Origin of the sequence: Bradyrhizobium sp. AUGA SZCCT0182 (assembly GCF_018130185.1) — a bacterium.
Classification (GTDB): Bacteria; Pseudomonadota; Alphaproteobacteria; order Rhizobiales; family Xanthobacteraceae; genus Bradyrhizobium.
In genome coordinates, this window is sequence record NZ_JAFCLY010000013.1 from 62,238 (window position 1) to 84,240 (window position 22,003).

The window sequence follows — 22,003 nt, forward strand, 5'->3', positions numbered from 1 at the left end:
CGCTGTTATTCCAGCCAGACGCGGGATACGTCGACGATTCCGCTGTACATCTTCGGCAAGCCTTTAACCTTCGCGCTCGACATTGCGTAATAGGTGTTCTGGAAAGTCCAGTACCAGATCGCTTCCTTGTTGATGAGCCGGCTGATGGCGCAGTAATCCTCGGCGCGCTTGGCCTGGTCGGCGGTGACGCGCGCGCGGTCCAGCAATTGATCGAGTTCCGGGTTCGAGTAATTGGCCAGCGCAACCGGGCTGCCGGTTCGGAAATTGGCATACATCTGGACGTCGGGATCGGCGAGATCGACGATCCGCCATGGCGTGACCTGGAACTGGCGCATGAAGGCACGTGGCGGGATCGTGGCCTGGTCAACCTGCTCGATTTCCATGTTGGCGCCGACCCGTTTCCAGAACTGCTGCAGCACCTGGCCGGTGGCGCGCCCGCGCGGCGTCGCCGTGACGAGCATCTTGAACTCGACCGGCTTGCCGTATTCCTTGATCAGCGCCTTCGCCTTCTCGGCGTCTTCGGGAAGCGCGCCGTCATCCTTGCACTTCACCCAGGAGCCGTCGCCATAGGGGTTGGTCGCCGGCCTTGCGAGACCATTGGTCAGCGCCTGCGACATCTTCTTGCGGTCGAGCGCCATCACCAGCGCCTGGCGCACGCGCACGTCGTCGAACGGTGCGACTTTTGTGTTGAAGGCGGCGACCGCCGCGCCGGAGCCGGCATAGGTATGCACCGTCAGCTTCGGATCCTTCTGCGCCTTCTGGATATTGTCGGCGTCGGCTTCGTCGTCCCAGACGACATCGGCTTCGCCGGATTGCAGGCTGGCGAAACGCGACTGCGCGTCCGGCAGCGGCTTCAGGACGATGCGATCGAGATAAACGCGGTCCTTGTCCCAGTAGTCCGGGTTCTTCTCAAGCACCAAGCGGTCGCCCGCGGTCCAGGATTTCAATATGAACGGTCCGGTGCCGACCGGATTGCGGTTGTAGTCATCTCCCTTGGCTTTCCACGCCGTCGGTGAATGCACGGAATTGTTCCCGCTTGCGAAGCTCACCAGCGCCGGCATGTTCACCGAAGGGTCCTTCAGATTATAGACCACCGTCAGTTCGTCGGGCGCCTCCACGGAATTGACGAACGAAATGTAAAACGCGCAACGGCACTTGTTGGCGGGATCCTTCTGCCGGTCGACATTGTCCTTGAAGGCTTGTGCATTGAACGGTGTGCCGTCGTGGAATTTGACTCCGGGCCGCAGCTTGAAGGTCCAGGTCTTGAAATCTTCGGTGGACGACCAGGACAGTGCAAGCTTTGGTTGCACGACGCCCTTGTCATCGAGATAGGTGAGGGTGTCGAAGATCGCCGCAGCCGCCGTCAAGGCGGCCGTATCGTACACGCCGACCTTCAGCGGGTCGAAGCCTGCAATATCGAGTTCCAGCCCCATCGTGATGCTGCCGCCCTTCTTCTGGGCGTTGGCGGGAACAGCACAGAGCGAGACCGCAAATCCCGCCACAAGAAATACTCGCGCGAGTGCGCTCGAACGGACCGCAGCTGTCATGGTGCTCCCTCTCAAAGTGTCGTCCGTCCGGTGTTCCGGATCGTCGATGGCTGACGGTAAGATTGTCTGGAATCGCAGCCCCGGGCAAGACCGTTCCCAAAGCGGGATGAAAAGCCGCAGGCTCAAGCCTCGTCGCCGAAGCGCGATTTCCTCAACCGCGCGCCGACTTCGGCGGTTTGCCGGCAAAGGCCGCGATTTCGTCTTCCGACAGGCCGGTCTCTTTCAGATAGGCACGCGTGTGCTCGCCAAGCGTCGACATGCGTTTCGCGGCAGAAACCCTGGCGCCCGACATGCGGAACGGCAGGTTGAGGACCTTGAAGCTGCCGCCGCCATCCTGGACCTCCGCCAACGCGCCGCGATGGGCGATCTGCGGATCCTTCAGCGCCTCGGCCACCGTGCGATAGGCCGATGACGGCACGCCGTGCTCATTGAGCGCGACGAGACACTGCTCGGTCGTCACCGCGCGCGACCACGCCTCGACGCCCTCCATCAGGCTGCCCCAGTTTTCACGGCGATCGGAATATTTCGCAAAGCGCGGGTCGCTGACCCACTCGGGATGACCGATCACCTTCATCAGGCTCTGGAAGGTTTTTTCGCTGGCGATCGCGACCATGACATAACCGTCCGAGGTTTCGATCGGGCCGAACATCGGCCGCTGCGTCGCCTTGACCTCGAATTGCGACCACTGCACTTCGTTCAAGGTCAGGCTCAGCATCGATTCCAGCATCGAAACGTCGATGTGCTGGCCCTTTTCGCTGTGGGCGAGCTGATACAGCGCGGCCGAGATCGCGCCGAACGCGTAGACGCCTGTCAGCACGTCGGCATGATAGATGCCGCAATAGTCCGGCCGGGTGCGCCCGGGCTGATAGGCCAGATGCGCCATTTCATATCCAGAGGCAGCATGGATCACCGGCGCATAGGCCGGCAGTTCGGCCGAGGGCCCGGTCTGGCCGTAGCCGGAGATCGAGCAGTAAATCAGTTTCGGATTGAGGGCGTGCAGTGAAGCGTAATCGAGCTTCAATCGCCGCATCACACCGGGCCGAAAATTCTCGACCAGCACGTCCGCGCCCGCGACCAGCCGGCGAACGGCTTCCACGCCTGCCGGCGATTTCAGGTCGAGCACGAGGCTGTTCTTGCCAACATTGAGCTGCCCGAACGCGGTGCTGCAGTTGTTCCGCACCGGCGGGCGGGTCCGCATCGTCTCGCCTTCGACGGTTTCGATCTTGATGACTTCGGCGCCCATGTCGGCGAGCATCCGCGTGCAGTGGGGTCCGGCGATCGTGGTTGAAAAATCTATAACGCGCAGGCCGGCGAAGCTCCCTGTCAAATTCCCCTCATCTGGATTATCTATAGTCATACTCAAAGCTCCCTCGGCCTTGCGGCTTCTCGTTCGCCTTTGGTTTTCCTGGCGCGGCATGACCCTAAATTGCGCGGCCACGGCATGGAAGCGTTTCTCCAGGAACCACCGTCTATCTGGCGCATTGCCGTAGATGAAAGTTGGACCTTTTCTTGCATAAGTCATAGTTAGGGTTGGTGCGAGGGCGTTCCTTGAAGGTCTTATTCGTAACCACGGAAATGGATGACTTCGTCCGGGTGGGCGGTCTTGCCGCCGTTTCCGCCGCCCTGCCCCGGGCGCTACGCCCGTGGAGCGACGTCCGGATCATGTTGCCCGGCTACCGGGACATCCTCGAACAGTTCACCCACATTGAAATCGTTGGGCAATGCGCGCCTTTGGCCGAGATGCCGGCCTGCTCGCTCGGCCGGGCGTCGACGCGAGACGGCCTGCCAGTTTATGTACTGTTGTGTCCACAACTTTACGACCGGCCGGGTAACCCCTACGGCGACGAATCCGGGCGCGACTGGCCGGATAATGACATCCGCTTCGGACGATTTGCATCTGCCGCAGCCGAGCTCGCCGCAGGCAGTCTGGACAAGAATTGGGCAGCGGATCTGGTCCACGCCAATGACTGGCAGGCCGCACTCGTACCAGCCTACCTCGCCTGGAAAGGCGTCAAGATCCCCTCGATCCTGACCATTCACAACCTGGCCTATCAGGGGCTGTTCCCGCGGGAGTCGCTGCGGCGGATCGGGGCGCCCGAAGCCTCCTTCCACATCGACGGTCTCGAGTTCTACGATCAGATGTCGTTCTTGAAGGGCGGCATCGTTTACGCCTCGCATCTGACCACGGTCAGCGCGACCTACGCGAAAGAGATCACGACGCCCGAGCTTGGCTGCGGGCTCGAGGGCTTGCTGCGGCAACGCTCGGACGCTTCGGAATTGACCGGCATCCTGAACGGCATCGACGAAAGCTGGGATCCGCGCGCCTGCGCGCAACTGGCGCAGCAGTTCGGCGCCGGCGATTGGCAAGGCAAGCAAGCCAACGCCGACTACGTCCGCAAGCAGTTTGGTCTTGCGGTATCGCGCGGTCCGATCTTCGGTCTGGTCGCCCGCCTCGTGCATCAAAAGGGCATCGACCTCGTTCTGTCCGCCGCCGACGCGATCGTCGAGGCCGGCGGACAAATCGTCGTCACCGGCAGCGGTGAGCCGTATATCGAACAAGCGCTGGTCGATGCGCATCGCCGCAGGCCGGACGCGATCGGCGTCGTCATCGGTTTCAACGATGGACAGGCGAGGCGAATTTTCGCCGGCAGCGATTTCACGCTGATGCCTTCGCGGTTCGAACCGTGCGGACTGAGCCAGATGTATGCGCAGCGGTTCGGATCGCTGCCGATCGGTCACCAGACCGGCGGGCTGGCGGAGACCATCAAGGACGGCGAGACCGGCTTCCTGTTCTCGCAGCCTTCGGCGGAGTCCTTCCTCGGCGGCGTGCGCCGCGCGTTCGATGCCTTCACGGCGAAAGACCGCCTCGACCTGATGCGTCGCAGCGCCATGGCGCGGTCCTTTAGCTGGGATCTTTCGGCGTCGCTCTACAGCGCGTTGTACCGCAGGACGGTGGGCTCGCACGCGGCGTGATGCTGGCCCACACAAAACTGTCATGCCCCGCGAAGGCGGGGCATCCACCTCTCCGCTCCATCATCAACGTCTCTGGAATACTGGATCGCCCGCTTTCGCGGGCGATGACGACGGGCGGTGCTCAACTCACCGCTGTCCGCTTCGGCTCGACGATCTCGAACATGCGAGGGAATTCGTCCATCAGCATCATCAATTCGCCAAGCCGCATCGGATTGCCGGTGACCTTGATCGCGCCGCTGCCGACCGCTTCTGGAAACGTCGTCAGCTTGGCGATGACTTCGTCGAGCACGCTGCGCGCCAGCGTGAACGTCGCATCGGCGTCCGCCGCCTGTGCGCCCGCCACGTAAGTCAGCGCGCTGTTCTCCAGATTGAGCACGAAGCTTTCGTTGGTGTCCGTAAAATGCCAATTCAGCACGATACGCTTGCCTTCGGCCTTGGGGCCGTTGAGGCGCACGCCGAGCACGTCCCATAGCTGCTCGGTGCGCAACGCGGCCAGCGTTTCGCGCGGCATCGCCGCGCGTGCCGGCACCTTCGGCATGCCCAGCCGCAATTCCTGCGCACCGAACAGATAGGCGTTGCGCCAGGTCGAACTCTCCGAAGCATAGCCAAGCTGCTCGAGCGTATCGGCCAGCATCGCGCGCGCGGCCTGATTGTCGGGATCGGCGAACACCAGATGGCCGACAACCTGCGCCACAAAGCGAAACTCGCCCTTGGCGAAGTCTTTTCGGGCGCGATCGAGGATCGCCTCCGCACCGCCCATATACTCGACATATTTCCGGCCGGATTCGACCGGCGGCAGCGGATCGAGATTGACCGGATTGGCGTCATACCAGCCAAGATATTTCTGGTAGATCGCCTTCACATTGTGCCTGATATGGCCGTAGTAACCGCGCCCGTGCCAGGCGCCGTCGAGGCTCGCCGGCAGTTTGATCGTCTCGGCGATTTCGGCCGCGGTGAGGCCGTGGTTCATCAGGCGGATGGTCTGGTCATGCGCGAATTTATAAAGATCGCGCTGCTGTCGGATCATGGTGTCGATCCGATCATGGCCCCACACCGGCCAATGGTGCTGGCCGCACATCGCATCGGCCTTGCCGCCCCACATCTGCAGCGCCTCGCCGAGATACTTCGACCACGCCAATGCATCGCGCACATCGGCACCACGGAACGGCAGCAGATTGTGGAAATTATGCGTGCAGTTCTCCGCGAGATTCAAAAGCTTGTAGCGCGGAATGAAGAAATGCATCTCCGCCGGCGCCTCGGAGTTCGGCGCCATCTGGAACTCGAACTCGAGGCCATCGATGGTGCGCTTGTCGCCGGTTGCAATGATCAAATCGGTCGGACGCAGCAGCGCGACCGATCCCGCCGCCATCGACTTGCCGAGACCGCAATCGACCTGCCCCTGCACGCCCTTGGCCAGCAGCGGCCCGAACTGATATTGCGCCCGGCGCAGCATCGCGGGCCCGGCGATGATGTTTTCGGAGACCGCGTGCTCCATGAAGAAATTCGGCGCTAATATCGGCACCCGGCCGCTTGCCAGGATTTCGTCGTCCAGCACGCCGCGCGCCCCGCCCCAATGGTCGGTGTGGGTATGGGTGAAGATCACGGCCACGACCGGGCGCTTGCCCCGGTGCTGGAAGTACAATTCCATCGCGGCGCGGGCGCCCTCGATCGAGGTCAGCGTGTCCACCACGATCACGCCGCTGTCGCCCTCGATCAGCGTCATGTTGGCGATGTCGAGCCCGCGCACCTGATAGACGCCGGGGACCACCTCGAACAGGCCGTGATGCATGTTGAGGCGCGACTGCCGCCACAGGCTCGGATCCACGGTCGCGGGGGCTTCCTCGGCCGAAAGAAAGCCATAGGGCTCGAGGCTCCAGACCACCCTGCCCTGCGGCGAGGTCACCTTCGCGTTTTCGATGGTGCCGAGGAAGCCCCGCGCCGCATCGTCGAAATCGCGCGTGTCCGAAAACGGCAGCGCCTTGAGGGTCGCCGCATGCTGCGCAATGACCGGCGCGGAAGCTTGCTTGGGAGTTTCCTTGCGGACTTCCGCACTTGTTGTTTGGGTCATACTCGTTCACTCCCTCGCGTCGTGACAGAATCCGAAAACAGCTTCAGCGGAACTCCAACCCTTCGAACTCACCATTGCTGCGCCACGTGTCGATATATTTGAAATAGGCCAGCGGGCCTGCCGGATGGCCGACATTCAGCTTGGCCGCCGGACCGGGTTCGCGCCCCTCATTGTTGTAATAGCCGGGGGTGCAGTCCGGCGCGCCGATCATCCGCCCGGCGCCGGTCAACAGCAGTTCGACCCATTTGTCCTCGGCCTGCCTGGTGACTTCGATCTGCCTGAAGCCGTTTTGCTGTGCGTGCCTGACCATGACCGCGATAGTCTTTGCGGCCTCGGTCAGATTGTGCGGCACGTTGGAGATCAGGTTGGCGCCCTGCGTGGGCTGCACGAAAAACGCATTGGGAAAGCCGTGGACATGGATGCCGTGCTTGGTTCGCATGCCCTCGGCCCAATGCTCCGACAGTTTTATGCCGCCCCGGCCCGCCATATCGAAGCCGGAGCGCCGCTTGTATTCGGTGCCGACCTCGAAACCCGAGGCGTAGATGATGCAGTCGAGCTGGTATTCCCTGCCCGCGACGACGACGCCCTTCTCGGTGATTCCATCGACGCCCTTGCCGTCGGTATCGACCAGGTGCGTGCCCGGCGTGTTGAACGCCTGCAGATAGGAATCGTGGAAGCATGGCCGCTTGCAGAGCTGGCGGTACCAGGCCTTGAGCTTTGCCGCGGTCTCGCGGTCATCAACGGTGGTGTCGATCCTGGATCGAATCTCCTCCATCTTCTCGAAGTCGGAGTCCTCAAACGCGGCCAACATCTTGGCCGGAACCCGCTCCTCGCGTGGCAGCTGCATGATCTTGGCCCGGATGCGCCTCGACAGGTCGGTCCAGCCGTCCTGAACCAGATCTTCCTCGGCATTGCCGCCGGCCTGGTTGGCCGTAAAATTTTCCAGCCAGCGCTGCTGCCAGCCGGGCGTGGCAATCCCCGAAAACCATTCCGGATCGATCGCCGCGTTGGCGCGGACGTCGACGGAGGACGGCGTGCGCTGGAAAACGTAGAGTTCTTTGGCCGCGCGCGCCAGATGCGGCACGCACTGCACGGACGTCGCCCCGGTGCCGATGATGCCGACGCGCCTGTCGGCAAGCTTGTCCATGCGCGCGCCCGTGGGATTGCCGCCGGTGTAATCGTAATCCCAGCGGCTGGTGTGAAACGAATGTCCCTTGAAGGCCTCGATGCCCGAAATGCCCGGGAGTTTCGGCACGTGCAGCGGGCCCGTGCCCATGCCGACGAACTGCGCCGTGAAGGCATCGCCGCGGTTGGTGGTGATGATCCAGCGCGAATGCGCTTCATCCCATTTCAGATCGGTGACCTCTGTATGGAACAACGCGTTGTCATAGAGGCCGTATTGCTTTCCGATGCGCCGGCAATGCGCGAGGATTTCCGGCGCGTGCGCGTATTTCTCTGATGGCATGTGCCCGGTTTCTTCGAGCAAGGGCATATAGACCATCGAGGCCGTATCGCATTGCGCGCCGGGATAACGGTTCCAGTACCAGGTGCCGCCGAAATCGCCGCCCTTCTCGATGATGCGGATATCCTTGATCCCGGCTTCCGTCAGCCGCGCGGCGGTGGCAAGGCCCGCAAATCCGCCGCCGATGAAGGCGAAGGTGACATGGTCGGTCTTGGGATCGCGCGGGGTGACGGGCGTATAGGGATCGTCCAGATAATGCGCGAGCTGTCCCTTGACCTCGATGTACTGGTCGTTGCCGTCGGCGCGGAGCCGCTTGTTGCGCTCCTCCATATACTTCGCCCGCAGCTGTTCCTTGTCGAAAGCGCGGCTGCGCAGGTTTTGCGGTTCGTCCGTGACCGTCATCCGAAATTGCCCTGATCTGCTGCAGATATACCCCGTAGCCGACACGCAGTAAGCGTCCGCACGGCGAAAAGATCAACCAGGAGATCAGTAAGGCGTCAGTGCTGCGCCCAGAGATAGGCTGCGGTCGCCGCGAAGCCGAGCGCGGTTCTCACGGCATGCAGCCCTCCCCAATGCACGATCAGTCGGCGCGATTCCGGGCCGGCATCGGTGGCGGCGATCGCATTCAGCCTGCGGTTCGTCGGCATGATTCCGAACAACGTGTAGGGCCAGTTGGCCAGCATGAGAATCGCGCCGACGGTCCAGCGCCAATCGCCGGTCTGCCACGCCGCGGTCAAGCCCAAAATTCCTGATATCACCGCGCAGCTCGCCTGCATCGCAAAGCCGCGCGCATAGCTGGGTTTCCATTGCGTCAGCAGGCTCCTGTCATCAAGCAGCAGACGCGCCGGCTGTTCGGCGAAATTGATGAAGAAGGCCGCGCCGGCGAAGGCCGCGGCGACGACGGTGGCCAGTTGTCCGATGAGCATCATTACGCACTCCGATATTGACAATATGTTGTCATTTCGTATACTCATTGCCAATGAGAAGCAAGCCACATACGCCAGCCGGACAGGCCCTGACCGGGCTGATCCTTGCCATATTCCGGCTCAACGGCCGGCTGTTGCTGGCCGGCGACCGGCTCGTCGCCGGCCTCGAACTCACCAGCGCGCGCTGGCAGGTGCTGGGGGCCATTGCGCTGGCCGAGCGGCCGCAGCCCGTGGCGTGGCTGGCGCGCAACATGGGACTCAACCGTCAGGGTGTTCAGCGCATCGTCAACGAAATGCGGGATGAGGGCCTGCTCGAGCTGCAGCCCAACCCGCATCACCGGCGGGCGCATCTGGTCGTGCTGACCAAGCGGGGAAAGGAAGCGTTTGAGGCTGCGACAAAACTTCAGGTGCCGTGGGTGAATGCGCTCGCCGAAGGCGTCAGCCTGAAGGATCTTGCGACCACGCAGAGGGTGGTTGCGGAGTTATGCGAGCGGCTGGAAGCAGGGCTGAACGATGACGCTAGTGAGAATACCTGAGAAGCCCACCGCGTCATTGCGAGAAGCCAACGGGTCGCGCGAATGCGCGCCCGACGACAGGCTCCGCGACGAAGCAATCCATGCATCAGCTTGCCGCGCCATGGATTGCTTCGCTTCGCTCGCAATGACGATTGGTAAAACCCGGGCGCCTGCCCGTCACTTCTTCACCTTGCTCGCATCCATCTTGATACTCGTGTCGAGCATCTTGGTCGAGAACGCGGTGCCGACCTCGAACGGCTTCTCCATGCCGAGATAGGTCTGCACCAGTTCATAGTCCTTCTTCATCCGCTCGGCGTCGATCCAGCCCAGCGCCTTGGTAGTGGTGAAATCGTCGGTCATCAGGAACTTGATGCGCTCCCACTGGCGTTCCTGGTTCTCCTTGTCGAGCCCCGACGCGGCATCGAGCAGCGCCTTCAGGCAGGGCGCGACGTCGGCGACGCAGGCGGCAAACGCCTTCTGGCTGACCTTGACGAACGCATCTGCAATTTTCGGATTCTTTTCCAGATAGGCGCCGTTGACGATCAGCGAGTTGCCGTACGGGTTGAGCCCGATGTCCTTCCAGTTGACGTAGCCGAGGTCGGCACCGAACTCGATCACCTTGAGATCGTGTTCGTTGTAAAAATCGCTGATGATATCGACCGTATGGCTCTTCAGCGCCGCGATCTTGGCGGTCGGCCCGACATTGACGAAACTGACCGCATCGGGCGCGATGCCGGCGGCCTTGGCGAACGCCGGCCACATCACCCGCGACGCGTCGCCGGGCGGATTGCCGATCTTGTGGCCCGGAAAGTCCTTGGCGCCGTTCACGCCATAGCTCTTCAGCCAGTAGAACGTCTGCCCGGTGTTGGCGTAGATGCTCATCAGCGCCACGACGTCGGCGCCCTTGCTGCGCGCCACCAGCATGGTCGCGAGATCGGCGATGCCGAACGGCGAACCGCCGGAGCCGACCTTCAGCGACGACACGCCGGAACCCTTGCCGGTCTCGATGGTGAGATCGATGCCGGCTTTCTCGTACCAGCCCTGCGCCTTGGCGTAGTAGAACGGCGAATGGTCCGCGGTCGGCGCCCAGTTCAGGATCAGGTTGACGGCCTCGCCGGCATGAGAGGGAGCCGCCTGGACAGCAAGCGCAAGCGCCAGTGACGCAATCTTCAAGCCCTTCATGGCATCTCTCCTGGTTTGCAGACTGGTAATATCCCGGCCTTGTCGTTGCACGCCCGCGACGCTACCAATGCAACAAGGACGAGACGAATTGTCAACTGTTTGGTTGGAAATGCCTATAAGACGAGCTGATAGCACCGGGCCCAAGCGGCGCGATCCGGCGGCGACGCGGGAGAAGCTTCTGACGGCGGCACGCCGTGAATTTGCCGATAGCGGCCTCGCCGGTGCCCGGGTCGACGAGATCGCGGCGCGCGCCGGCGTCAACAAGCAGCTGGTCTATCATTACTTCGGCGACAAGGACGCGCTGTATCTGGCGGTGCTGGAGTGGGTCTATGAGGAAATCCGCGCCCAGGAACGCAAGCTCAACCTCGAAGGCCTGCCGCCGCAGCAGGCCATCAAGCGGCTGATCGAGGCCTCCTTCGACCACCTCGCCGCCCATCCCGACTTCATCGTGCTGCTGAACGACGAAAACCGTGGGGGCGCCCGCCATGTGCGCGGCTCCCGCAAGCTGGCGGCAATGCATTCGCCGCTGGTCAGTATGGTCTCGGCCATCCTGAGCGAAGGTGTCCGCGCCGGCGTGTTCCGCAAGGGGATCAATCCGGTGCATCTCTACATTTCGATCGCCGGGCTGAGCTATTTCTACTTTTCGAACACGCCGACCCTGTCGGCAATCTTCGGCAAGGACCTGTCGAGCCCGACGGCCCGGAAGGCCCGGCGCAAGCATGTGGTCGACCTGGTGATGCAGTCGCTGCGGCCGTAACGTTCGGCGTCATTCCGGGGCGCGTCGAAGACGCGAACCCGGAATCTCGAGATTCCGGGTTCGATGCTTCGCATCGCCCCGGAATGACACCCTCCTAATCAACCAGATGGTTGAAAGCTGGACCGCCCCGCGATAGACTGCCACCGCGCGCCCGGGAACCGGACGCGCCCCAACAAGGAGTACGCAGTGTCTGGCGATGCAGGGCGATCGGCGAGGACGGTGGCGATCATCCTGATCGCGCATCTTGCCGTGATCGTGCTTTGGCAGGTGCTGGTCGACGCCTTCCAGGTGCCGAAATTCATCCTGCCCTCCCCACTTGCCGCGCTCTCGACCCTGACGTCGGCCAAATATGCCTGGCTCTCCAACCTCTGGGTGACGGGCGCCGAAATCCTCGGTGGCTTCTGCCTCGGCGCGCTGGTCGGCGTCATGCTGGCTGTCATGTTCACCTGGTCGCCGCTGATCAGCCTGTTGCTACTGCCGCTGTTCGTCACGCTGAACATGATTCCGAAAGTGGCGCTTGGACCGCTGTTCATCGTCTGGTTCTCCTACGGCATCTTTCCGAACATCCTGATCGCGTTTTCGATCTGCTTCTTCCCGATCCTGCTGACGACCGCGCGGGGGCTGAGCGAGGTCGAGCCCGACCTGCTGGATCTGGTGAAATCGCTGCGCGGCTCGCGCTGGACGCTATTCCGGAAGATCCAGCTGCCGGGCGCGCTGCCTTACGTATTTTCAGGCATGAAGGTCGGCGCCATCCTGGCGGTCGCGGGCGCCATCGTCGGCGAGTTCATCGCCTCGGAGCGCGGGCTCGGCTATCTCATGATCCAGGTGCAGGCCTCACTCGATACACCGGCGATGGTGATGGCCGTCATTCTTCTGACCCTGCTCGGCGTGGCGCTGTACGGCATGGTGCTCGGCCTCGAGCGCCTGTTCGTGGTCCGTGACGTCAGGCTGCAATAAGACAAGGGAACAGGCATGCTGCTGACACGCAACCACCTGCCGGAGACGATTCCGGATATCGCCGCCCTCGACGAACTGCTGTGCCGTCCGAGCCAGGCGCTGATCGACGACCTGCGCAAGGTCGATGGCGACATCATGGTTTTGGGCGTTGCGGGCAAGATGGGGCCGACGCTGGCGGGGCTTGCCAAGGCAGCCGCACCTGACCGGCGGGTTATCGGCGTCGCACGCTTTAGCGATGGCAGCGTCAAGGACTGGCTGCAGGCCCGTGGCGTCGAAACCATTAATTGCGACCTGCTCGATGAGGCCGCCATCAAGGCGCTGCCAAAAATTCAAAACATCATCTTCATGGCAGGGCGCAAGTTCGGCGCCGAGGGCGATCTTTCGCTGACCTGGGCGATGAATGCGCACGTCCCGGCACTGGTGGCGCAGGCCTTTGCCGGCTCGCGGATCGTGGCGTTCTCGACCGGCTGCGTCTATCCCTTCGTACCTGTGAGCGGCAAAGGCGCCGACGAGGACCTTGCGCCAAATCCGCCCGGTGAATACGCGCAATCCTGCGTCGGCCGCGAGCGCATGTTCGAGTATTTCTCGCGCAAGCATTCGACGCCGGGCCGGCTGTTCCGGCTCAACTACGCGATCGACATGCGCTACGGCGTGTTGCACGACATCGCGAGCAAGGTTTTGCGGGGCACGCCGATCGACGTCAGCCTCGGCCATGTCAATTTCATCTGGCAGGGCGATGCGTCGTCGCAGGCGCTGCGCTGCCTCGCGCATTGCGATACGCCGACCTCGCCGATCAATGTCAGCGGCCACGAAATTCTCGCCGTGCGCGACCTCGCCGCCAAATTCGGCCAACGGTTTGGAATTGCGCCCGTCATCACCGGCAAGGAAGAGCCGACGGCGTGGCTGACCAATACGTCGCAAGCCGTAAGTTTGTTCGACCTGCCTGTTGTCGATACCGATCAGTTGATCCGCTGGACCGCCGACTGGGTGTCGCGGTCGATGCCGAGTCTCGGCAAGCCCACCAAGTATGAGGTGCGCGATGGCCGGTACTGAGCACGTCGAGGTCATCGAACTCGGCGTCGGCGATGCACCGGCTGGATTGCTGTTGTCGACGGAGGCGCACTGGAACCAGAACGAGGCCGACTGGCGGTTTTTCCTGAGCAAGGGAATCGTGTTCGGGGTGCGCGACGGCAAGCAACTGGTCGCGACCGCGGCGCTATTGCCCTACTCCGCCGGCAATGCCTGGATCGGCATGGTGCTGGTGACCGCGAGCTGGCGCCGCCGCGGTGTCGCGACCCGGCTGGTCGACGCCTGCCTCAACGCTGCGACAAAGCTCGGCCTCACCACCTGGCTCGACGCGACGCCTGATGGAGCCAACGTATATGGCCCGCTCGGCTTCACACCGACGCTGCAATTGCGGCGGCTGCGGCTGGAAGCTCCGAAAGGCGTGAGCGCCGCACAATCGCTATCGAATTGCAGCGTCGCCGATTTCATCGCGCGCGATGTCAGCGCCATGGGATTTGACCGCGGCGCTCTGCTGACCGAGTTCGGCGGCCGCGCCGGCTCCCGCATGGTATCATCAGGCAACGCCGTTGCGCTGGTCCGTGACGGCCGCACCGCCCGCCATATCGGCCCTGTATTTGCCGAGGCCCACGACAGCGCGCTAACGCTGGTCGATACCATCGTGCGATCCGAGCAAGGCCCGTGGCTGCTTGACGCCGTGCATTCGCAGGACGATTTCCTGCGTGGCCTCACCGAAACCGGCTGGACCATCGAGCGGCCGTTCCAGCGCATGCGGTTCGGCCGCGCCACCATGCTGGCCGCGGAATTGCCGTTCGCGGTTGCCGGCCCGGAATTTGGATAGGAATTTTCATGCACCACAGCGAAATCAAATCCGAGGTACGAAAACTGGTCGCCGACGGCACGGTGATCCCCGCGCATCCGCTGGCGCTTGACGCCAACCGCAAGCTCGACACCAGGCACCAGCGCGCGCTGTCGCGCTACTATATCGATGCCGGCGCCGGTGGCCTTGCGGTGGGTGTGCATACCACGCAGTTCGCGATCCGCGATGTCGGACTCTACAAGCCCGTGCTGGAACTGGCGGCGCAAACCGCGGCCGACTGGACCAAGCGGCCGCTCGCGATGGTCGCGGGCCTCGCCGGTCCGACGCAGCAAGCCGTTGCGGAAGCACAGATTGCGCGTGGCATCGGCTACCACGCCGGCCTCCTCAGCCTCGCCGCGATGAAAGCGGCCTCCGAAGACGAGATCATCGCGCATTGCGAGGCGGTGGCGCGCGAGATTCCGCTGGTCGGCTTCTATCTTCAGCCCGCGGTCGGCGGTGTCATTCTCAGTGCAAACTTCTGGCGGCGGTTTGCGGGAATAGACAATGTCATCGCGATCAAGACCGCGCCGTTCAACCGCTACCGCACCCTCGACGTGCTGCGCGGCGTGGCCGCCGCCGGCGCGCTCGACCGCGTCACGCTCTATACCGGCAATGACGACCATATCCTGCTCGATCTCATGCTGCCGTTCGACTTGCGCGACAAGGGCGTCACCACCCGCGCGTATTTCAAGGGCGGGCTGCTCGGCCACTGGTCGGTGTGGACGGCGGCCGCGATCAAGCAGTTCGAGATGTGCAAGGCCGCGCGCGGCAAGGACGCCGTGCCCGCGGATCTATTGGCGCTCGATGCCCGCGTCACCGATTGCAACAGCGCCTTCTTCGATGTCGCCAATAATTTCCACGGCTGCATCGCCGGCTGCCACGAAATCCTGCGGCGGCAGGGGCTGATGCAGGGCCTGTGGTGCCTCGATCCGGCCGAGGGGCTGAGCCCCGGCCAGATGCAGGAGATCGACCGCGTCTGCCGCGAACACGCCGATCTCTCCGACGACGCCTTTGTCGCCGACCATTTGCAGAAATGGCTGGCATGACGGCGGAAGAGCCCTTCATCAGCCTGCGCAACGTCCGCAAGGTCTACCGCTCGAAAGGTACGGAGTTTCTGGCTGTCTCCGACGTCACCATGGACGTCAGCGAGGGCGAGTTGGTCTCCCTGGTCGGACCATCCGGCTGCGGCAAGACCACGGTGCTGAAAATTCTGGCCGGACTGCACGAGGCCGACGGGGGCACGATCAAGATCGGCAATACCAAAACGCCGTTCGACCCCGCGCGCGATATCGGCATGGTGTTCCAGCAGGCGTTGCTGCTGAAGTGGCGCACCATTCTCGACAACGTGCTGCTGCCGGCCGAAATCGTCGGCCTGCCGATGAAGGCCGCGCGCGCCAGAGCCCGCGATCTGCTCAATCTCGTGGGCCTTGCCGGTTACGAGGACAAGTATCCGCAGCAACTATCCGGCGGCATGCAGCAGCGCACCGCGATCGCACGCGCCTTCATCCACGACCCCAAACTGATCCTGATGGACGAGCCATTCGGCGCGCTGGACGCCCTGACGCGCGAACAGATGAACCTGGAAATGCTGCGGATCTGGCGCGAGAGCGGCAAGACCATCATCTTCGTCACCCACAGCATCCAGGAAGCCGTGTTCCTCGCCTCGCATTGCGCGGTGCTCACCGCAGGCCCGGCACGAATGGCGGAGTATTTCCCGATCGAACTGCCGTTTCCGCGCGATCTGCCGCTCAAGACCACGGATGAGTTTGGCGCCTATGCGCGCCGGATTTACGGGAGTTTGGGGATGGGGCCCAACTGACAGAATCTATCCGCGTCATTGCGAGCGAAGCGAAGCAATCCACCTCTCAGCATGCCGCACTATGGATTGCTTCGCTTCGCTCGCAATGACGGCGGGTAGCACACTGGCTAACCGGCTTTATCAGCCCGTTACTCATACGACACCGGCCCGGTATCTCGATAGGCCCAGCAGCTTTCGCGCGGCAGCGACACCGGCGTCTCGGTGCCGACCTGATGCCGTGCGGCGGTGCCGAGTTCGACCACCTCCAGCCGGCGGCCGAACAATTCGATGCCGTAGGCGGTTTGCGTGCCCTGGTAGCGGCGATCGAGCACGCGGGCGGGGAAAGTATTGGCGCCGTTGTGCTGGCCGATCGTGATGTTCTCCGGCCGCAGCGCGATGCGTACCTTCTGATCCGGATCCAGCGAATGCAGCAAGGCCACCTCGCCGCGGCGTCCGTCGCCGAAATCGACCGTGCCAAATTCGCCGTTGCGCGACACCAGCGTGCCCGGAAGTTCGTTGGTGGCGCCGGTGAAATTGGCGACGAACAGATCCGCCGGCCGGTTATAGATCGCGTCAGGCGTATCCATCTGCAGCAATTTGCCGTCGCGCATCACGCCGATGCGATCGCCGAGCACCACGGCTTCGGCCTGGTCATGGGTCACGTACAGCGCGGTCATGCCGGTCTGCTTGAGGATGACGCGCAGATCGTCGCGCAAGCGTAGCCGCAGCTTGGCGTCGAGATTCGACAACGGCTCGTCGAGCAGCAGCAATTGCGGCCGGTAGACGATGCTGCGCGCCAAGGCGACGCGCTGCATCTGGCCGCCGGACAGCGCCACCACCGGGCGCTCGGCATATTCCGACAGGCCAACCAGCTCGAGGGCTTCATCGACCTTGCGGCGGGCATCGCTGCGCGAGATCTTGCGATGCTTGAGCGGATAGACCACGTTCTGCCGCACCGTCATATGCGGCCACACCGCATAGGACTGAAACACCATGCCGAGTTCGCGCAGGCGCGGCGGCACAAGAATGCCGTTGGCGGGCGCCGACACGATCCGGCCGGCGATACTGATTTCGCCGTCGGTTGGATGTTCCAGCCCCGCAACGCATCGCAACGTCGTGGTCTTGCCGCAACCCGACGGACCGAGCAGCACCACGATCTCGCCGGCCGGCACGGCGAAGCTGACACCGTCGATTGCCGGGCGGCCGACCGCAAACTGCTTGCGCAGGTCGGTTACCTCGAGAGTCGCCGTCATGAAGAAGCCTGCGTCATGCGTAGATCGCTCACTGCCGGTGACCGTAGGTCTTGTCCCATTCCGCTACCCATGGCTCGTGCAGCTTGACGTATTCGTCGAACTTGGGGAACCAGACCTTGACCACCTTGGGATCGAAACCCTCGGGGTAGACCGGCGCCACCTTGAGCGAGGTCAAATTGCCGAGCTCCTTGATCATGAAGGTTTGCCCCTCCTTCGACAGGCACCAGTTCAGGAACAGCTTTGCGGCATTGGGATTGGCGGCAGTCTTGGGAATTCCCGTGGCGTAGGGATTGACCGGGGCGCCTTCGGGCGGGAAGAAAATCTTGATCGGCGCGCCGTCCTTCTGCTTCGGATATATCGCATTGTAGAGCAGCGGCCCCATCGCCACTTCGCCGCGCACCAGCGAGTCCGACATTGGCGCGCCCGACGGATAAAGGATCGGACGGGTCGCCGCCTGCTTGGCCCAATAGTCCTCGCCCAGCACCTGGCGCTCGAACATCACGCGGGTCCAGGTGGTGCCGCCGGACCGGGCGAACACCTGCCCGGTCTGCTTGGCGTATTCCGGCTTGGTCAGGTCCATCCACGACTTCGGCGGATTCTTGACGAGTTCAGTGTTGTAGGCGATCGACCAGACCAGGGTCACGCGCGGCCACAGTTTTGGGGAAATCAGGGAATCGGGATTGTAATCCCCGGCATTCGGCGGCGCGTAGTCCTGGAACAGATCGGCCAAAGGCTGCATCAGCGCGCGATCCGAATGATCGACCACGTCGGCGATCAGCTTGCCAGCAGCGGCCTCGGTCTTGACGCGGGTAATGAGCTGGCCGCCCGGCGCGCGCACCATCTCGACCTTGATCTCGGGAAAACGTTTCTGAAACTCCTTGATCACCTGCTGCTCGACCTCGGCGAAATTCGCCGTGTAGAACACCAGTTTCCCCTCCTTTTTCGCTGCCGCGATCAGTTCGGGCGAACCGAACTCCTGCGCCTGCGATGGTGTGCTCCACAGGATGCCGAGACCGGCGACGCCAGCCAGCGCCATTTTGGTGAAGATCCGTCTGTTCATAGCAATCCTCCCTAAAGTTTTTATCCGGTGCGGGCGACGCCGCTCTGCGTCGCCTCTCGTGACAGCCAGTTGGCGCCGCCGATGAGAACGCCGAGCAGAACCGTCTGCACCAGGCTGAATGCGGCGGTCTTGCCGAGATTTCCGCCTTCGTAATAGTCGAGCAGCAGCACCGACATCACCATGGTGTTGCTGGTGTAGAGAAACAGCGACGAGCCGAGTTCGCGGATCGCCAGCACGAACAACAGCGTCATCGATGCGATCACGCCCGGCCGCGCCAGCGGCAGCACGATGGTCCGGATCGTGGCGAACATCCCCTTGCCGCAGACCCAGGCGGCTTCTTCCAGCTCGCGATGGATCTGCATGAACGAGGTCGACAACGCCTTGACGGTGTCGGGCATGAAGCGCGCGATGAACGCCAGCGCCAGGATCCAGATCGTGCCGTAGAGCCCGCCGGGAATCCCGATCCAGGCCCATAAATAAGCGACACCGACCACGAGGCCGGGAATTGCGACCGGCACGGTCGAGATCAGGTCGATCCAGCGCCGCCCAGTGACCTGCGTGCGGTGAATTGTGTAGCCGATCGCAAACGCCAGCGCGCCGCCGACAACCGCCGTGATCACGCCGACCTCGACCGCATTGTAGATCGACCGCAGCGTCAGCGGATTGTCGAAGATACTGTTGAAATGCACCATCGAGTATTGGCGCATGTCGAACAGGCTGGCGACGTCGCGGATGAACATGAACTTGCGGAACGCCGCCACGATCAACGCGAGCAGTGGCAGCACCACCACGATCAGGAGATAGACGATACCGATGGCGAACGTGAACCAGCGCCAGCGTCCGAGATCGAGGCTGCGCGGGCGGAACGCCTTGCCGGCCACCGTCGTGTAGCTGCGGCCGCTGAGCACCCTGTTCTGCAGGAACACCAGCGCGCCGGTCACCACCATCAGGATGATCGCAACCGCGGCAGCCGTGTTGTAGAGCGGCGGCGACCAATTGGTGAGCTTGAAGATATAAGTCGTCAATAGCGCCAGATTGGTCGACGACCCCAGCACCGCCGGAATGCCGTAGATGCCGAGCATCACGATGAACGACAGCAGCATGCCCGAGATGATCGCCGGCATGATCAGCGGGAACGTCACCGAGAACAATGTCGCGAACGCGCTGGCGCCGGAGATTTCGGCGGCCTCTTCCAGACTCGGGTCCATGTTGCGCAGCGCCGAGGAAGTGAACATGTAGACGTAGGGCGCGTAATAGATGCCGAACACGAACACCAGGCCCCACAGCGAATAGAAATCGACGCGCCAGTCGAGCCCGATCCATTTGAACATGGTGTTGATCAGGCCGGTCTTGGGCGAGCCGAGGATCGCCCATGCCACGCCCGCGACCAGCGGCGGCGCAAACAATGGCAGGATGCTGGCGGCGGCGATAAAGCCCTTGAACGGCGTATTGGTGCGTACCACGATCCAGGAGAACAGCAACCCGATCACGACCGCGATCGCGGTGCCGCCGCCGCAGGCGATCAACGTGTTGACCAGCGCCTCGCCGACATTGGGATTCGCCAGCACCACGAGAAAATTCGCGATCGAAAGATGGCGGAGGCTGATGCCCTCGACCACCGGGTTGGTGTCGGTGAGCGCCCCCAGCAGCAGCATCAGGATCGGATAGATGACGAGAAAGCCGAGAATAACCAGCAGGAGCACAACCCACAGGTTAGCCCACACGCGCCGACGCATCCCCTCACTGGCGCTACGCATGACCTCGCTGCGCCGGTTCGCCTGTCCGTCCAAAGCGCTTCCCCTTGGCCTGCGACCGTCCGTTTTCGGATCTTGCGCCCGCAATGCGAGCCTAGTCGATCAGGCGGCGGGCGGGAAGTAGCAGAAAGTCTGCGGCTCAAAATGCCGCGGAAGCCCGCCTTCGCATACGCATCATGCAACGGCGTGCCTGTGGAACATCTCGCGTCCGTAGTACACGCCCCTGTAAGGGCGTTACCCGCGCCGGCCGTGGAGAGCCCGATCTCGATGTCAGAAGTTGCGACCGCCAAGCCGCCTGCCACGCCCGGTATCGACGGCTTGCCGCCGGAACTCCGGCGCTGGGCGGTCGCGGCGATCTTTACCGCGCTGGCGCTGGCCTCGCTCGATACGGCGATTGCCAACATCGCGCTGCCCGCCATCGCCGCCGACCTCCATGTCAGCCCGGCCGATGTGGTCTGGGTCGTCAATGTCTATCAGATCGCGCTGGTGGCGACGCTGCTGCCGCTCGGCGCGCTCGGCGAAATCGTCGGCCATCAGCGCATCTATATCGGCGGCCTGTTGCTGTTCACAATTGCCTCGATCGGCTGCGCCCTTGCCTGGTCGCTGCCCAGTCTGGTGGCAGCGCGGGCGCTGCAGGGGCTCGGCGCCAGCGGCATCATGGCGGTGAATGCGGCGCTGGTCCGCTACGTCTACCCGACCCATATGCTGGGCCGCGGTTTTGGTCACAACGCGCTGGTGGTCGGCACCGCGTTCACGCTTGGACCGACGATCGCGTCCGGCATTCTGGCGCTGGGTCCCTGGCCGTGGCTGTTCGCGATCAACATTCCGTTCGGCCTGATCGCGGTGTGGATCGGCTTGAAGACGCTGCCGCCGACGCCACGCGCGACGCACGCATTCGATTCTGCGAGCGCGGCGCTGACTACGGGCTGCCTCGGCCTGTTCATCATCGGGATCGGCAGCGCCGCACACAGCGCACCACCGGTGCTGGTAACGGCCGAACTGGTCGGCGCCATCGTCCTCGGCTGGATCATGATGCGGCGGCAGGCGGATCACCCGGCGCCGATGCTGCCGATCGATCTGTTCCGGCGGCCGATGTTTGCGCTATCGGCGGCGACGTCGGTGTGCACCTTTGCGGTTCAGGGCATCGCTTTCGTCTCGCTGCCGTTCTATTTCGAAGACGTGCTGATGCGTACCCAGGTCGAGACCGGTTTCTTCATGACGCCGTGGCCGCTGGTGGTCGCGATCATGGCGCCGATCGGCGGCCGGCTGTCCGACCGCTATCCGGTCGGCATTCTCGGCGGCATTGGCCTCGCCTTGCTATGCGCGGGAATGGTGTTGCTGGCGACGCTGCCGGCGGACCCCGGCGTAGCCAACATCGTCTGGCGCATGGTGGTGTGCGGGATCGGCTTCGGCTTTTTTCAAACTCCCAATTTGCGCGCGCTGATGTCGAGCGCGCCGTCGCATCGAAGCGGCAGCGCCAGCAGCATCGTCGCGACCGCACGGCTGACCGGGCAAACGCTCGGCGCGGCGTTCGCCGCACTGTGCTTTGCGCTCGGCGGCCACGATGGCGCGACGCTTGCTTTGGCACTCGGCGCCGGATTTGCCGCGCTCGGATGCGTGATGAGTTTCCTGCGCCTGGCGGTGAGCGCGCAGCAAGATTGATTGGAGGGAATGTGCCTACCAGGCAGGCAATCCCTAGCCGACCACGGCGAACATGACGGCCATGTGGCGCCCCTGCCCCCACGAAACCCCGGTCCGTCAATTTTCTTCCGCGCTGCAAACGCATTTTCTTGATTTGAACTATTCCAGATTGCGGTCCAGTGTCCCCGCCGGGTTCAATTGATGAATTGAGCTAACAGGGGAAACGCG

General features: G+C 63.1%; 18 protein-coding genes. 9 read left to right on the forward strand and 9 right to left on the reverse strand.

What is annotated here, in order from left to right:
* Positions 1–5: 5 nt before the first annotated feature.
* Positions 6–1,547, reverse strand: a complete 1,542-nt coding sequence (locus tag JQ611_RS16035) for an ABC transporter substrate-binding protein (protein WP_212465967.1) — start codon at positions 1,545–1,547, stop codon at positions 6–8.
* A 151-nt stretch (positions 1,548–1,698) separates the two neighbouring features.
* Positions 1,699–2,904, reverse strand: coding sequence for a CaiB/BaiF CoA-transferase family protein (locus JQ611_RS16040; RefSeq protein ID WP_212465968.1), 1,206 nt, complete (start codon positions 2,902–2,904; stop codon positions 1,699–1,701).
* Positions 2,905–3,095: 191 nt separating this feature from the next.
* Between JQ611_RS16040 and glgA the strand changes: the two genes are divergently transcribed.
* Positions 3,096–4,520, forward strand: coding sequence for a glycogen synthase GlgA (gene glgA, locus JQ611_RS16045; protein ID WP_212265069.1), 1,425 nt, complete (start codon positions 3,096–3,098; stop codon positions 4,518–4,520).
* A 121-nt stretch (positions 4,521–4,641) separates the two neighbouring features.
* Here glgA and JQ611_RS16050 read toward each other — a convergent pair whose 3' ends face one another.
* From JQ611_RS16050 to JQ611_RS16060, 3 genes are all read right to left on the reverse strand, one after another.
* Entirely contained in the window at positions 4,642–6,588 is a 1,947-nt protein-coding gene (locus JQ611_RS16050) for an alkyl/aryl-sulfatase (protein ID WP_212465969.1), read from the reverse strand.
* Between the two features lie 43 nt (positions 6,589–6,631).
* Positions 6,632–8,452 carry an NAD(P)/FAD-dependent oxidoreductase gene (locus JQ611_RS16055; RefSeq protein ID WP_212389099.1) on the reverse strand — a complete coding sequence of 607 codons (1,821 nt, stop codon included), beginning with the start codon at positions 8,450–8,452 and terminating at the stop codon, positions 6,632–6,634.
* Positions 8,453–8,547: 95 nt separating this feature from the next.
* Positions 8,548–8,976 (reverse strand): DUF1772 domain-containing protein, encoded by a 429-nt coding sequence (locus tag JQ611_RS16060; protein WP_212389183.1) that lies wholly within the window; start codon positions 8,974–8,976, stop codon positions 8,548–8,550.
* 53 nt (positions 8,977–9,029) lie between these two features.
* Here JQ611_RS16060 and JQ611_RS16065 point away from each other — a divergent pair, with 53 nt between their 5' ends.
* Entirely contained in the window at positions 9,030–9,512 is a 483-nt protein-coding gene (locus tag JQ611_RS16065) for a MarR family winged helix-turn-helix transcriptional regulator (RefSeq protein ID WP_212265072.1), read from the forward strand.
* 156 nt (positions 9,513–9,668) lie between these two features.
* Here the strand turns inward: JQ611_RS16065 and JQ611_RS16070 are convergent, their stop codons facing one another.
* Complete coding sequence (locus JQ611_RS16070; protein ID WP_212389098.1) at positions 9,669–10,673, reverse strand: ABC transporter substrate-binding protein; 1,005 nt, start codon at positions 10,671–10,673, stop codon at positions 9,669–9,671.
* Positions 10,674–10,782: 109 nt separating this feature from the next.
* On the opposite strand from JQ611_RS16070, the gene JQ611_RS16075 reads away from it, so the two are divergent.
* From JQ611_RS16075 to JQ611_RS16100, 6 genes are all read left to right on the forward strand, one after another.
* Complete coding sequence (locus JQ611_RS16075; RefSeq protein WP_212389097.1) at positions 10,783–11,430, forward strand: TetR/AcrR family transcriptional regulator; 648 nt, start codon at positions 10,783–10,785, stop codon at positions 11,428–11,430.
* 186 nt (positions 11,431–11,616) lie between these two features.
* Positions 11,617–12,387, forward strand: a complete 771-nt coding sequence (locus tag JQ611_RS16080; protein ID WP_212465970.1) for an ABC transporter permease — start codon at positions 11,617–11,619, stop codon at positions 12,385–12,387.
* A gap of 15 nt (positions 12,388–12,402) precedes the next feature.
* Positions 12,403–13,440, forward strand: a complete 1,038-nt coding sequence (locus JQ611_RS16085) for an NAD(P)-dependent oxidoreductase (RefSeq protein ID WP_212465971.1) — start codon at positions 12,403–12,405, stop codon at positions 13,438–13,440.
* Positions 13,427–14,251, forward strand: coding sequence for a GNAT family N-acetyltransferase (locus JQ611_RS16090; protein ID WP_212389095.1), 825 nt, complete (start codon positions 13,427–13,429; stop codon positions 14,249–14,251). The genes JQ611_RS16085 and JQ611_RS16090 overlap by 14 nt, the downstream gene beginning before the upstream one ends.
* A gap of 8 nt (positions 14,252–14,259) precedes the next feature.
* Positions 14,260–15,315 (forward strand): dihydrodipicolinate synthase family protein, encoded by a 1,056-nt coding sequence (locus tag JQ611_RS16095; RefSeq protein WP_212465972.1) that lies wholly within the window; start codon positions 14,260–14,262, stop codon positions 15,313–15,315.
* A complete protein-coding gene (locus JQ611_RS16100) occupies positions 15,303–16,088 on the forward strand; it encodes an ABC transporter ATP-binding protein (RefSeq protein ID WP_212265078.1) in 786 nt (261 codons plus the stop codon). The genes JQ611_RS16095 and JQ611_RS16100 overlap by 13 nt, the downstream gene beginning before the upstream one ends.
* A gap of 128 nt (positions 16,089–16,216) precedes the next feature.
* Here the strand turns inward: JQ611_RS16100 and JQ611_RS16105 are convergent, their stop codons facing one another.
* The 3 genes from JQ611_RS16105 to JQ611_RS16115 are packed head-to-tail and all read right to left on the reverse strand — an operon-like array spanning position 16,217 to position 20,137.
* A complete protein-coding gene (locus tag JQ611_RS16105; protein ID WP_212265079.1) occupies positions 16,217–17,320 on the reverse strand; it encodes an ABC transporter ATP-binding protein in 1,104 nt (367 codons plus the stop codon).
* A 28-nt stretch (positions 17,321–17,348) separates the two neighbouring features.
* The gene (locus tag JQ611_RS16110) at positions 17,349–18,380 is read right to left on the reverse strand and encodes an ABC transporter substrate-binding protein (RefSeq protein ID WP_249133212.1); all 1,032 of its coding nucleotides are present in this window, start codon (positions 18,378–18,380) and stop codon (positions 17,349–17,351) included.
* A gap of 20 nt (positions 18,381–18,400) precedes the next feature.
* Positions 18,401–20,137: an iron ABC transporter permease gene (locus JQ611_RS16115; protein WP_192734851.1), complete on the reverse strand. Its 1,737-nt coding sequence runs from the start codon at positions 20,135–20,137 to the stop codon at positions 18,401–18,403.
* Positions 20,138–20,401: 264 nt separating this feature from the next.
* On the opposite strand from JQ611_RS16115, the gene JQ611_RS16120 reads away from it, so the two are divergent.
* On the forward strand, positions 20,402–21,796 hold the full coding sequence (locus tag JQ611_RS16120; protein WP_212265080.1) for an MFS transporter: 1,395 nt from the start codon (positions 20,402–20,404) through the stop codon (positions 21,794–21,796).
* The last annotated feature ends 207 nt before the right edge of the window (positions 21,797–22,003 follow it).